The sequence below is a fragment of the Candidatus Neomarinimicrobiota bacterium genome (assembly GCA_016784545.1).
Classification (GTDB): Bacteria; Fidelibacterota; UBA8477; order UBA8477; family JABMPR01; genus JABMPR01.
This window is the reverse complement of record JADHUM010000013.1, coordinates 1-12,994: the sequence shown is the minus strand read 5'-3', so window position 1 is coordinate 12,994 and position 12,994 is coordinate 1. Positions and strand designations below refer to the sequence as shown.

At 45.6% G+C, this 12,994-nt stretch carries 12 protein-coding genes; all 12 read right to left on the bottom strand.

Going from position 1 to position 12,994, the window contains the following annotated elements; translation table 11 throughout:
* Positions 1-2 precede the first annotated feature (2 nt).
* Genes dacB through acpS form a run of 12 tightly spaced genes read right to left on the bottom strand, consistent with a single transcriptional unit; the run spans position 3 to position 12,759 of the window.
* Positions 3-1,517: a D-alanyl-D-alanine carboxypeptidase/D-alanyl-D-alanine-endopeptidase gene (gene dacB, locus ISR87_04490; GenBank protein MBL7024694.1), complete on the bottom strand. Its 1,515-nt coding sequence runs from the start codon at positions 1,515-1,517 to the stop codon at positions 3-5.
* A gap of 51 nt (positions 1,518-1,568) precedes the next feature.
* A complete protein-coding gene (locus ISR87_04485; GenBank protein ID MBL7024693.1) occupies positions 1,569-2,588 on the bottom strand; it encodes a dipeptide epimerase in 1,020 nt (339 codons plus the stop codon).
* A 16-nt stretch (positions 2,589-2,604) separates the two neighbouring features.
* On the bottom strand, positions 2,605-3,648 hold the full coding sequence (locus tag ISR87_04480; protein ID MBL7024692.1) for a DUF1611 domain-containing protein: 1,044 nt from the start codon (positions 3,646-3,648) through the stop codon (positions 2,605-2,607).
* A gap of 10 nt (positions 3,649-3,658) precedes the next feature.
* Positions 3,659-4,435 (bottom strand): enoyl-CoA hydratase/isomerase family protein, encoded by a 777-nt coding sequence (locus tag ISR87_04475; protein MBL7024691.1) that lies wholly within the window; start codon positions 4,433-4,435, stop codon positions 3,659-3,661.
* Complete coding sequence (locus ISR87_04470; GenBank protein ID MBL7024690.1) at positions 4,435-5,928, bottom strand: TrkH family potassium uptake protein; 1,494 nt, start codon at positions 5,926-5,928, stop codon at positions 4,435-4,437. The genes ISR87_04475 and ISR87_04470 overlap by 1 nt, the downstream gene beginning before the upstream one ends.
* Positions 5,906-7,258, bottom strand: a complete 1,353-nt coding sequence (trkA, locus tag ISR87_04465; GenBank protein ID MBL7024689.1) for a Trk system potassium transporter TrkA — start codon at positions 7,256-7,258, stop codon at positions 5,906-5,908. The genes ISR87_04470 and trkA overlap by 23 nt, the downstream gene beginning before the upstream one ends.
* Before the next feature lie 3 nt (positions 7,259-7,261).
* On the bottom strand, positions 7,262-8,287 hold the full coding sequence (ltaE, locus tag ISR87_04460; GenBank protein ID MBL7024688.1) for a low-specificity L-threonine aldolase: 1,026 nt from the start codon (positions 8,285-8,287) through the stop codon (positions 7,262-7,264).
* Positions 8,284-8,775 (bottom strand): hypothetical protein, encoded by a 492-nt coding sequence (locus ISR87_04455; protein ID MBL7024687.1) that lies wholly within the window; start codon positions 8,773-8,775, stop codon positions 8,284-8,286. The genes ltaE and ISR87_04455 overlap by 4 nt, the downstream gene beginning before the upstream one ends.
* A 6-nt stretch (positions 8,776-8,781) precedes the next feature.
* Complete coding sequence (recN, locus tag ISR87_04450; protein MBL7024686.1) at positions 8,782-10,473, bottom strand: DNA repair protein RecN; 1,692 nt, start codon at positions 10,471-10,473, stop codon at positions 8,782-8,784.
* Positions 10,466-10,861, bottom strand: coding sequence for a VanZ family protein (locus ISR87_04445; GenBank protein ID MBL7024685.1), 396 nt, complete (start codon positions 10,859-10,861; stop codon positions 10,466-10,468). Before ISR87_04445 ends, recN begins: the two co-directional genes overlap by 8 nt.
* The gene (locus tag ISR87_04440; protein ID MBL7024684.1) at positions 10,845-12,377 is read right to left on the bottom strand and encodes an NAD(P)H-hydrate dehydratase; all 1,533 of its coding nucleotides are present in this window, start codon (positions 12,375-12,377) and stop codon (positions 10,845-10,847) included. The genes ISR87_04445 and ISR87_04440 overlap by 17 nt, the downstream gene beginning before the upstream one ends.
* A gap of 22 nt (positions 12,378-12,399) precedes the next feature.
* Positions 12,400-12,759 (bottom strand): holo-ACP synthase, encoded by a 360-nt coding sequence (gene acpS / locus ISR87_04435; GenBank protein MBL7024683.1) that lies wholly within the window; start codon positions 12,757-12,759, stop codon positions 12,400-12,402.
* Positions 12,760-12,994 lie beyond the last annotated feature (235 nt).

Genomic DNA, 12,994 nt, shown 5'->3' with positions numbered 1-12,994 from the left:
GATTACTCCATCTCTGAGAGGATAATGGCAATCTGATCCTGAATAGCCCTCACTTGGCTTGTGGGGATGGTAAAATGATTTGCCATAATGGAAAATATGATGGGTTCACCAGATTGGGTCCAGGCATACCCAGACAGAGAACTCACATAGCCTATTGTACCTGTCTTGGCTCTCACATTTTGCTCTGCATCTGTGCCAATCATCCGCTTGCGTATGGTACCGGTCAAACCGGAAAGCGGAAGTGACTCGATAAAATAAGTTCTGTATGGATGTTCCCACATCATCTCCAACAGCGAAACACTTGTGTTGGGGGAAACAAGATTGTGCCGCGATAAACCAGAGCCATCCCGTAGCCGCAAATTCTCAACATTCATCCCAAGTGAATCATAAAACATCATTTGAATTATACGGCCTTCTCTGGAAGAGCCTTCGGCTCCAAATTCAGCCCCCAGCGTTTTCTGGAGTGTTTCAGCAATAAAATTCTGGCTGGGACGATTTACCTTAGAGATAATATCTGACATGGGGTGAGACAAATAGGTGAAAATTGGATGCATCTGTGAGTAATCCAATGAATCTGTCAAATCGTCTCCATCCTGCGGTGATCCACTTACTTTGATGCCAGCATCCTCCAGTCTCTCTTTAAGGACATTTACAGTAAAAAGGGTTGGATTGTGAATGGTGATGGCTCTTTCTGTCTCCCCTGCCTGATAACGATAATTCCCTTCAAACCAGGCGTTGTTTGTCTGACGTTTACGATCATAGGTCCACTCAGTGGCAGTATCACTACTTACCGTGATCAGGTCATTGCGTAAATTCAAGTAGCTTGTCTGAGGATGAGATTCAATGATAACAGGACTTCCCAGGTTCAATGAATCAGGAGTGAGGGTATAATCAATATAGTTTTCATTGTAGGAGAGTCCGGATAACTGAGCAGCATAATAATAAGTTTCATCATCCCAGGACCAGCCATACCCCAGGGATTGGTCATCAAAGACATTGTCATCACCTACAAGATCACCCTTAATCTCGGTAATTCCATAAAACTGAAGTGAATCCACAAATCTTACCATAACTGAATCATAATTATTATCATAAAAACGCCATGACCAGGATGGATCGCCGCTACCTCGTATGATTAAATCTCCATGCAACACACCGTTTGTGTCCAGGTCACCATTGGTCATAAAATCCGTTTCATAACGATATTGTGGTCCCAGAAGACAAAGCGCTGCTGCTGTGGTATACATTTTCTGATTGGAGGCTGGCATAAACATTTTCCCGGGATTTCTTTCATAAAACACCTCGCCTGAATTGGCGTATTGAATTTTTACTCCCCACCAACCCATATCAGTCGGTGCATGATTCAGGAGGGTATCTATCTCGTAAGCAGCTTGCTGTTGGGCACTACGCAGAAATTGATGCTTTGGAAGCGCCGTGGCATTGGGGGACCATGTTGTGCAACCAGTCGTAAAGATGACGACAACAATGAGTATGAGTAGTTGGGGCGAGTATTTCACATTAAGCTCCTGATGGATTGTGTTCAATCATATAAATAAAATATACCCTGTCTATCTTTTCACAATTCCCAAACCAGGTTTATCAAGCAAGAGAATTTTCCCGGCGTGATTTCCTACACCACTATATGGATCTTCGGCCAGCAACACATTGCCATCCAGGTCTAACCAGCGTGCAAAAGATCCCAGCTGTGACATGGCTGATATTCCCACAGAAGTTTCCACCATACAGCCCAACATGATGTCAAATTCATATTTGTGAGCCAGTTTTACCATTTTCAGCCCATTGGTTAAACCACCACACTTCATCAACTTGATATTAATACCATCATAGGCACCTACGAGACCAGGGATGTCCTGGGGGCGGACAGAATTCTCATCTGCCACCAGAGGCAGGGGTGAGAACTCTCTCAATTTAGCGATGTCATCCAGTTGATTCGAAGGCATGGGTTGTTCGAGAAACTCCACATTTTCCTCAGCCAGCCATTCAGCCCCCCGCTTGGCATCATCCAGGGTTTTCCAACCTTCATTAACATCCACTCTGAGGATCTTATCTGTTTGGGTTCGGATTGCTCGCATGATATCATGGTCATAATCTGTACCCAATTTTATCTTGAGAATCGGATAATCATTAGCCTCTGCAATTTTATCTGGGATAATGCTGAGATCTGATATACCAATGGTATAAGAAGACGTAACCAGCTCCGGTGTGGCACCAAAGATTTTCCAGAGAGGCTCTCCCTGGCGTTGCCCATATAAATCCCAAAAGGCTGTATCCAGAGCTGCCTGAAGAGAATAACTCTCAGGAAACATACGCTCCAATTGGTCCTGACGACTTTCGGCATCATCAATGGGTAGTTCTAGAATCTGATTGTTTTGGGCTGCCAGCATTTCCATTACTGCCCCAGAACCTTTTTCATATCGTTTGGAAGGGGCTGCTTCTCCAAAACCTGTGAACTCACCATCGCTCAATTCCAGGATGACAACATCATAGTAGCTTTCAGCACTCCTGGCGATTTTGAATTCAAATTTGGTTGTAATCCGTTGGATGGACCACGTAAGAGACAAGGTCATAGATTTCCTCACATTCCTAGAGATGCTTTTCGGGGAAAAGATCTCGAAGTACTTTTTCTGCAACGATTCGTTTGGGTGCTCTCACCATGTCCTCCACTGGCAAGCCAGTTTCTTCATAAATACGTTCACATGCTTTTTGGCTATCCTCACTGCTCAAGTCTTTGGAGTACAGGTTGATACCCAGCACTTTTGAAGGTTTAAAAGGACGCATCAATGTTTCATGGAGGTCTATCACATAGCCAATGTCTGGCAAGGGATGATCATAATCATCATGTAGACGACTGGGTTGGTGAGCAAGGACAAATGCATCGGGCATGGCACCGTGGATCAAGCCCATTGTGACACCGCTATAGCCCTGGTGGGTTACGGCTCCCTGCCCCTCAACAATAATAAGTGGTGCCTGGCCATCGACTTTATCAATCTCAGCTTCGATAGCACCATTCACGAAATCAGATATGACGGCATCCACAGCGATCCCGCGACCTGATATCATCATACCGGTTTGACCGGTACCTATGAATATGGAATTCAGACCAATTTTCTTTAATTGATTTTGAAGCGTCAGGGCCGTGGTCATTTTTCCCACATTGGAATCTGATCCAATGGTGAGGATTACTTTTGACTTCCTCTGGCGCCAATGCCCTTGGGCAACCTTTAAACCTGTTGGGGGTCTACGAACATCCCAAATGAGATGCTGGAAGTCTTTCAGTTCATCAATGTCAGCAAGAAATTGATGTAAACCAGCCCAAACCTTTAATCCTGCTTCCAGGGCAATCTTAATTTCAGGTATCCACTCAGGATTAACTGCTCCTCCAATGGGAGCGATACCAATTGCCATGGTATCCGGCTTATACGCCATGGCTTCAGAAATATGGGCCACAATTGGGATAGCACCACCATAGCCCAGCACATCCTGAGCTGTTAAACCTGCTTTGCTGGCATCAACAATTACCTGAATTTCGTCTTGACGAAAGAGGATCAATCCATTGGCCGTTTTGCTGCCAAGAGCGTGGAGACGATTCTGGGCATAAAGTACAAATCTTCGTTGTTTTTGATCCATCTGCAGTGACTTAGCGATTTTTAAATTTTGCAGGACGTCGCTCGAGAAAGGCAGTGGCACCTTCAATTCGATCTTCGGTTTTAAAGACATCTCGAAAAGCGGAGGCCTCTTCTTCCAGACCTGCATTCAAGGTAGTTTCAATTCCCTTATAGACGGCCCTGAGGGTCAGTGCCTGAGCTTGTGGTGATTGTGCCATGAGCAATTCGGCGTATTCTTCAACTTTTGATAATAATTCTGCCTGAGGGAAAACACCATTTACCAGACCCATTTGAAGGGCTTCCTCAGCTGTGACCATCCTACCCGAGAGGAGTAGGTCCAGAGCCTTGCCCCTGCCAATTAGACGCGGCAAGCGTTGGGTTCCACCATACCCTGCAATAACTCCCAGCTTTACTTCGGGTTGCCCAAACATGGCATTCTCTGCAGCAAATCTTAAATGACAGGCCAGGGCAAGCTCACAACCGCCTCCCAGGGCAAATCCATTGATTGCAGCAATGACCGGTTTGGAGCTTGATTCGATTAGCGAGAAAACAGCCTGTCCACGCTTTGCGAATGTATGAGCCGCTTCAGGGGACATGGAAGGGAATTGGCTGATATCTGCACCAGCGACAAAAGATTTTTCTCCTGCCCCCGTTATCACAATAACACGAGCTTCTTCTCGTTCTTTCAGATCGAGAAAGACTTGCTCCAGTTCATTGAGGACCATCTCGTTTAGGGCGTTTAATTTTGACTGACGATCTATGGTGACTCGGCCTATCCCACCCTTCATCTCAACCTTGACCACTTCCATCAGGACCTCCAAAAATGACGGTTAAACAAAACCACTACGGTTAATACTTCCAAACGTCCCAGCATCATCACAAAGGCCATGACCCATTTCTCTATATCGCTAAAAAAGGAGAAATTGTCTGTGGGTCCAACATTTCCCAGACCTGGTCCAATATTAGAAAGCATGGATATGGATGCAGTGGTGCTGGTGACCAAATCATGCCCAAAACCAGTGAGCATGAAAGCTAAGCCAACAAATATCACCATGAAGAACAGGAGAAAGGTCGTCGTGTTGCGTACGGCATCATCATCCACAAATTGATTGCTGAGTTTGATGGGTAAATAAGCCCTGGGGTGGATCATCCGACGAAGTTCAGTGATGGCCATTTTGGTAAAAAGCAGGATTCTGATAGCCTTGATACCCCCACCAGTGGAACCTGCCATACCGCCCACAAACATGAGACCAAACAGGATAAACTGGGCATAATAGGACCATTGTTCAAAGTCAGCGGTGACAAAGCCTGTTGTAGTAATAATAGATACAACCTGAAAGGTTGCTTGCCTGAGAGGCTCGGCCTTCAAGGCCAGGATGGCAGCACCCCCGCTGTCATAAAAGGAAGAAAAGTAAAAATCCATGAGCATAAGCCCCAGGGCCATCCCCAAAATGCTCATCCAGAATTGCCATTCACGACTTTTCAGATAGCGAATAACCTTGCCGTGCAGTCCAAAATAGTGAAGTGAAAAATTGGTTCCTGCCAGAATCATGAAAAAGATGATCACCCAATCCACATAAGCACTTTGAAAATGAGCGATAGAGGCATTTTTGGTCGAAAAACCTCCTGTTGCCATGGTACCAAAGGTGTGACAGGCAGAGTCAAACCAATCCATGGGTCCGATCCACAAGAGGATAAATTCTGCGAATGAGATCAACGCATAGACCATATACAGCAATTTGGCAGTATCAGAAATCCTGGGGGTGATTTTGTCGCTTACAGGACCCGGCGCCTCAGCAGCAAATAGCAAAGTTCCACTGCGGCCTGCAAGGGGCATGACGGTGACTGTAAATACAATAATACCCATACCACCTAACCAATGGGTAAAACTTCTCCAAAAAAGGATCCCGTGGGGCAGACTTTCAATATCTGTCAATATTGATGCACCTGTTGTGGTAAATCCTGACATGGCTTCGAAGAAGCAATCGGTGTAGGATATATCAGTTGCCAGGAACATAGGCAAAGCTCCAAATAGAGAAGCCGATATCCAACTGAGACTAACACTCAGAAAAACCTGTCGAGGTGCCATAACATGTGAATGGCGTGTAAAAATGAATCCCAGACCACCTATTGAAAGGGTAAGTATCATGGCTTCGAAAAGGGCTTTGCTATCCCCATCGCCATAGGCCAATGAAACTAACAGCGAAAGCCCCATAGATAGCCCAATGAAGAGAGTAAGCGCTGCCAACACATTGAGTGTTGGGCGCAGGCTAAACCGTTTAGTTGAAGAGTTCTTCGACATCTTTTACTCTAGAAGCTCTGGCAAAGACAATTGCCCGATCACCTTTTTCTATGATACTTTTGCCCATAGCAATTTCTTCCATTCCCCCTTTGATAATAGCACCAACAACAGCATCTGGTGGGAAGTCAAGCTCCTCCAGGGGGACTCCAATAATTTTGCTGTTTGGAGCAGGTGAAAGTTCAATGACTTCCGTATCAATACCCTCTAACATCATCACAGAGTGAACCTGTCCCCTCACTACATAGCGCATAAAAGCATCAACAGTAGAGAGATTTTTACTGACAACAGAATTGATTCCCAGTCCTTTTACCAGGGGCAAATAATCTGGTGAATTGATGTGTACAATAACCTTGTCTACCCCTTTTTTCTTAGCCATCAACCCTGCAAAAAGATTGGTGGTTTCGTCATCAGTCAGGGTGATTAAAGCATCAAAATCACTGATTCCTTCGCTTTCCAGAAAGTCTATATCCAGGGCATCTGCATGAAGAAGCAAAACATCTGGTAATTCTTTGGCGGCCTTTAGCAATTTCTCTTTACGATTGTCGACCAGCCTGACACTATACTGATCCTTAAGGTAGGCAGCAACCAGGCGACCTAATTTACCTGCCCCCATTATCAACACTGTTTTAATCGTTTTCTTCTGTTTGAAACCACACAGGCGGTACATCCCATCAAGCTCATCCTTTAGACAGACTACAAAGATTTTATCTCCTGGTAGAAATACATGGTCCCCTTGCGGAATGATGGTCTCACCATCACGATCGATAGCTACTGTTCGAAAGGGTAGTTGTGTATAAGTATTCCCCAACTCTCTTAAAGATTTATTCATCAATTCGCAGGTATCTGTAGGTGTGAGGGCTACCATGTAAACTCGTCCATGATTGTATGTCATAATCTCCTGGGCAGTGGCGTGTTGCACGAGGTGCTGAATTTCGCGAGCGGCGATCTGTTCAGGGTTAATCACCTTTTCAATCCCCAATTCTTCCAGGTTTAATAGGGCATCCTTCTTCTGATAATCACCGCTGCGAACCCGGGCCAATATCTTGGCATTGGGATTCATTTTTTTGGCCTTCATGGAGGCAACGATGTTGATTTCATCGATACGGGTTACAGCCAGAAACAAATCAGCTGATTCAACCTGGGCATCCTTCAGAATGTTAGATTGAGCACCATGACCCTCTATGACCAATGCATCTAGTTCCTGCTTCGCTCTTAGAACTTTTTCAGGGTCAATATCGATAATACTGATATCATTCCCCATTTCAGCCAACGTTTTGGCCAGGTAAAACCCAACACTACCGGCACCAACGATGACAATCTTCTTTTTCATATTTTAGCCTAACACTTGTTTAAGAATTTCCACGGAGCGGAGCAATTGCTGCTCATCAAAATCTAGGTGAGTTACCAGTCTGATTCTATAATCATTAACCACCGAAACCAACAAGCCCGCTGCCTTGAATTTCAGCTCCATTTCCTTTGTATTGCCATCAGGAAAGGTCAAAAGAACAATATTTGTCTGGGTCCAGGCAATATCCTTTTCCAGATATCCCAACTCCAGGCAGGTTTGTGCCAGAGTTTTAGCCCTGATATGATCCTCTGCGAGGCGTTCAATATGATGGTCCAGGGCATATAAACCAGCGGCTGCCAGGATGCCAATTTGACGCATCCCTCCACCAAACATTTTACGAAATCGATGTGCCCTGTTGATACATTCAGCATCTCCCACTAAGACGGACCCAACCGGAGCCCCAAGACCTTTGGAGAGGCAAAGACTCACAGAATTGAAATGATCTCCATATGCACTGGGATCGAGCCCGCTTGCTATGACAGCATTCATGAGACGAGCCCCATCGAGATGCATGCGAATTTTCCGAGTATTCGCGTACCTGGCGATATCCTCAACCACAGGCAAGGGATAGACAACGCCCCCTGCTCGATTATGGGTGTTTTCCAGCGTAATAAGTCGGGTTTGAGCATAGTGATGGTCAGCAGGTCGCATTGCCTCAGCGATCTGATCTGAAACAAGTATTCCGTTCTCAGCTAGCAGTGGATGAAGTTGGACACCACTTAGCAAGGCCGGCCCACCGCCTTCATAATTGAATATGTGTGAGTTATACTCGCAGATGACCTCATCACCGGGCTGTGTCTGGCTACGAATAGCGAGTTGATTGCTCATGGTCCCAGATGGTACAAACAGGCCTGCTTCTTTCCCCAGCATGTCAGCGACTCGTTCCTGAAGTTCATTTACCAAATGATCTTCACCATAGACATCGTCTCCAACCTTTGCTTCATACATGGCAGTTCTCATGGCCCCAGTTGGACGGGTCACCGTATCAGATCGCAGATCTATATAACTCATTTATGATTGATCTTTAATTTTGCATGGAACACGGGTATCTCATAGGCCACACCGTTGGGTCCTGCAAAGATGGCATCTTTGAATGCCAGCACAAAAAGTGGCGCATCAGGATTGATAATTCTCACCGGAATGGTCATGATAGTTGGATCAGACATATTGAAGACGTCACCAGGCATGCTAAAGATCAGAACCTTCATCTCTCCACGACCCCCCTCACTGGATGAGACGGTGAAACCTGGATTCGATGACGTGAGCGAGGGCTTGATCACCTGACCCACAGCTGGATCCCAGGTAAGGGTGAATTGTATGCCCTTAATTATATCATCTGTTTTCATCAATACTGGGATATCTACGCCCTCATCAGCTGCATCTATACTGGAAGCTGTCACCCCAAAACCAGGGTCACTCAGTTCAATTATTTGGGCTTCCTGTGAGCAGGATAGTAGAATCAGTAGTGTGGCGGCGAGTAAGCAATTCAATAGGCGCATTTTAGATCAATCCCCTTGTAATAATAATTCTTTGGCAGCTAGAAGTGTTGTTTCTCCTGGGGCTCCATCCCCGATGAGAGTAGCAATTTCATTTATTCGTTCGTTTTCATCCAATCGTTTCACCCGGGTGACGGTCCTTTGATTAATGAGATGCTTTTCAACTCGGAAATGACTATCAGCCAGACTCGCTATCTGGGGAAGGTGGGTGATGCTGATGAGTTGGTGATGGCGACCCAGATCCTTGAGCTCAGCACCTACAACACGGGCTATACGCCCAGAAATTCCTGTATCAATTTCATCAAAAATGACTGTCCCGATCCCATCTTTGCCTGACATGGCTGATTTGATGGCAAGCATGATGCGGCTGATTTCTCCACCTGAAGCGATGCGGGCCAGTGGTCTCAGGGGTTCACCAGGATTGGCCTGCATCCAGAACACAACTTTGTCCATACCAGAGGCATCCGCTTTGAATTTTTTATTGTTATGCTCAACCAGTCCCTGTTCTTGCTCTTCCTGACTCACTTCAATTTGAAACCGAGCCTTGGGAATACCAAGATGACTTAATTTTTCCACCACAGTTTTAGACAGAATTGCAGCTTCTTTTAAGCGGTGTTTACTTAAAGCTGTACAAGCTTTGGAATAATCTTGAGTATGCTCCTCAATGGATTGAGTGAGCTCTTCCTTGCTCCAGTCTGGATCATCTTGTTTGTCTAGTCGAATTCGAATCTCTTCCCAGTAGACCAGCAGCTCCGGGTAGGATCGATTATACTTTTGGCATAGTCGACCCAGTATTCTGACCCGTGATTCTACCTGACTCAGACGTTGTGGGTCAGCCTGGACCTCCTTTTCATATTCAGAGGCGAAATCAGCGATGGCCTGAAGCGTGACGCGAGCAGCCAATGCTTCAGGTAAAAATGCGGCAGCGGTTGATGTGTATGTACTCAAACTTTCCAATTGTCGGATAATGGTGTTTACCCGTTCCAGGGCAGAGCTTTCTGAGCCCTCTACCTCATTATACAGTATCGAGGCCTGCTCGCTGATGGTCAGTGCATTTTCAAGAACTCTGCGTTCCTTCTCAAGCTCATCCAACTCATTGGGTTGGGGATTGATATCATTCAATTCCTGTAGCTGAAAGGCATAGAGTTGAAATTGTTCATTTCTACTTGAGGCCGTTTTTTCTCGTTCCTCTAATTCCCGAATCAGACCACTCAGGGTATGATATTTCTCTGCAACGGATTGTTTCAACTTACTGCTTTCAGCAAACTGATCTAAAAAATCTATATGGTGTTCCTCATTGAGAAGATACTGATGCTCGTGCTGACCGTGGAGGTCCACCAGAAGATCGCCCAATTCCTTGAGTTCCTGAACGGTTCGAGATTGACCATTAATCCAAACTTTTGATTGTCCCTGGAGTCTAATTTCACGCTTCACAGTAATGGTGCCAGCATCAAATCCCTGGGGGGCGAGTTTTTTTAATTCAGATGGTTTTACTTCAAACACAGCTTCAACAATGGCACTGGGATAGCCATCACGAATAAAATCTTTAAAGGCTCTCTCACCCAGAGCAATACTTAAGGCATCAACGATAAGTGATTTTCCAACTCCCGTTTCACCGGTAATCACATTCAAACCTCTATCGAAGCTTACGTTGGCTTCATCTACGATGGCGAAGTTCTCGATATGCAGACTTTTAAGCATTTTGTCTAAACCGCTCCAAAAATGGAATTTTCATAAGTAGGGAGAAAGTAATAATGGAAAGGATAACACCAAATGTATCTGCAACCACATCTTCTATGGTGGAATAGCGTGATGGGACAAAGGACTGGTAGATTTCGTCTCCGATTGCTGATAGAGCTCCGATACTGGCAGCAAGACGATAAGAAGATCTTAGTTCTTGCAAGGGTTTATCACGGAGAACTGCCCAGATTAATGTCACACCATAGAAATGGTATTCTATGAAATGAAGAATAAAATCATCTAGACCCCAGGAATAGTTGGATACCAAACGCTGATTCAGGCTGGACAATGCAAAAATGAGGATCACGTATAAAACAGCTGGAGAATAGTATTTAAGTCGGTAAGCCACCGTACTCCTTCAGAGCTTCGGGAAGCGCTTCTACGATATCACTGGCGATTAAGCCCAAAACCCCTTTTTGAGGGCGACTTATTTCAGCAGCTCGTCCATGTATGTACATGGCAAAGTTTAGTACTTCAGGGTCATCCATCCATTGGGACCATAAAGAGGCTATTACCCCGCTGAGTACATCGCCACTGCCTGCAGTCGCCATTCCAGCGTAGCCAGTTGAGTTTATGGTGACTTCTCCGGAGGGCATTACCAGAAGAGATGGGGCCCCTTTTAGAAGCAAAGACACGCCATATTCCTTGGCAAAATTTTGGGCATCTTCCCAGGTCGGATTATAGTCACCCCTATGCTTCATGAGACGTTTAAACTCCCCCGCATGTGGAGTAAGAATTGTAGGAGCAAGCCTGGCCAGCAAAAGTGAAGGGTCATCGCTCAAGGCGAATAAGGCATCTGCATCAATCACCATGGGCTGCCTGGATTCTTTTACAATTTGCTTTACGATTTGAATGGTCTCAGGATGACGTCCCAAACCAGGACCTATTACAACAGTATCTGCCCACTTACAACCCTGCTGAAGGTCTGGTAATGCGGATAATGCAATTCCCATATTTTCAGTTTCCGGGACATAATCTACAACGGTTTCAAGCGAATGACCTTCAGCTATTGGTCCCAGGGATTTCGGGATTGCCAGCCGGACCAATCCTGCACCTGAGCGCAGGGCCGCTGTTGCGGAGAGTAGCGCTGCTCCAGTAAATCCCTGAGAGCCAGCAATTATAAATACTTTGCCTGCTGTATACTTGTGTGTGTGGTTCTGTCTGCTGTATTTGGATTTTGGAAAATCAGTGTCCTCATTCTGCCAGAGTACTTGTCCACTCACATGATCCAAGCTGTCCTCAGGAAAGCCAATTTCCACGGGGATAACAGTTCCAGAATAGGATCTGGCTGGTTCGAATAGACACCCCTGTTTGCCGAACCCCATGCTTACGGTGAGTTCAGCATGGATACAAGACTCCAGCGTCTCTCCTTGATCCCCAGTAACGCCAGAGGGCACATCAACGGCAATGCATAGGGCGCTGCTCTGATTTGAAAGATTAATAAGTGTGTCGTAAGGAGATCTGATTTGTCCTGAAATCCCGGTACCCAATAGAGCATCCACAATGATATCAGCCTTCAGAACCTGTTGCTTCTGTGCTTCTGAATTGTTCCAGGTCTCAACTGCGATATCAAGGTCCTTCAACTTACTAAAATGAGTCAGGGCATCACCGGTTAGGCGATTCTCAGCAGAAACCATCATTAAGGCAACGGATATACCCCGCTTGAACAATCCAGCAGCAATGACATAGCCATCACCACCATTATTGCCATGCCCTGCAAGTACCAATACTTCGGGTGAATTATTAAGATAGCCATGTTTGTACATCTGTTCCACCAGTGCATCACCTCCATTCTGCATGAGCAGGCTACCAGGGATTCCGCAAGTTTTAATGGCATACTCATCTACAGCTCGATTGGCTGCCATGGAAAGGAAAGCCCGCAATGAATCAATACTCCAGTATGGCGAAGGCTATGGCCATGGATCGTTCATGGGAGATTGTAACCAGACAGGTCCCCTTGATGTGTGTAAGCAGGGATACCATGGGGCGTCCTTCAGAATCATTCAATATCTCGATATCTGAGAAGGGGATAATTTTATCATAACCGCTTTGGTATACGGCTTTGGCAATGGCTTCTTTGGCTGCGAAACGACCCGCGAAATGTGTTTCTGGATGCTCTTTGGATTCACAATAGGCTGTCTCACCTTTTGTAAATACTCGCTTGAGAAAGCGGCTACCATAGCTTTCTCTCAGTCGATTAATTCGACTGACTTCAACGATATCACTACCTATTCCACGAATTGCCATGAGTGTTTAATTTATACCTCGGGACCGAGGGAAAAAGTGGAAATTGTTATGATTGGAAATCAATAAAGGGGGGCTGAATTTTCAGTGGATTGATAATATAATCGAGTAGGAGGATAGGGATTAATTCCCTATCCGTCCTCTCACACCACCCTGCGTACGGTTCCGTACAGGGCGGTTCCTTAATTTACACCTTAACATTTCGGTAATAATCCGTGAAAAAGAGGTATCCAGCTTC

What these genes read in the sequence shown, in the direction of transcription:
- recN (MBL7024686.1), bottom strand. Translation starts at nt 10,473, where the DNA reads ATGCTTAAAAGTCTGCATATCGAGAACTTCGCCATCGTAGATGAAGCC.
- ISR87_04480 (MBL7024692.1), bottom strand. Translation starts at nt 3,648, where the DNA reads ATGGATCAAAAACAACGAAGATTTGTACTTTATGCCCAGAATCGTCTC.
- ISR87_04455 (MBL7024687.1), bottom strand. Translation starts at nt 8,775, where the DNA reads ATGCGCCTATTGAATTGCTTACTCGCCGCCACACTACTGATTCTACTA.
- ISR87_04470 (MBL7024690.1), bottom strand. Translation starts at nt 5,928, where the DNA reads ATGTCGAAGAACTCTTCAACTAAACGGTTTAGCCTGCGCCCAACACTC.
- ISR87_04475 (MBL7024691.1), bottom strand. Translation starts at nt 4,435, where the DNA reads ATGGAAGTGGTCAAGGTTGAGATGAAGGGTGGGATAGGCCGAGTCACC.
- trkA (MBL7024689.1), bottom strand. Translation starts at nt 7,258, where the DNA reads ATGAAAAAGAAGATTGTCATCGTTGGTGCCGGTAGTGTTGGGTTTTAC.
- acpS (MBL7024683.1), bottom strand. Translation starts at nt 12,759, where the DNA reads ATGGCAATTCGTGGAATAGGTAGTGATATCGTTGAAGTCAGTCGAATT.
- ISR87_04485 (MBL7024693.1), bottom strand. Translation starts at nt 2,588, where the DNA reads ATGACCTTGTCTCTTACGTGGTCCATCCAACGGATTACAACCAAATTT.
- ISR87_04440 (MBL7024684.1), bottom strand. Translation starts at nt 12,377, where the DNA reads ATGGCAGCCAATCGAGCTGTAGATGAGTATGCCATTAAAACTTGCGGA.
- ltaE (MBL7024688.1), bottom strand. Translation starts at nt 8,287, where the DNA reads ATGAGTTATATAGATCTGCGATCTGATACGGTGACCCGTCCAACTGGG.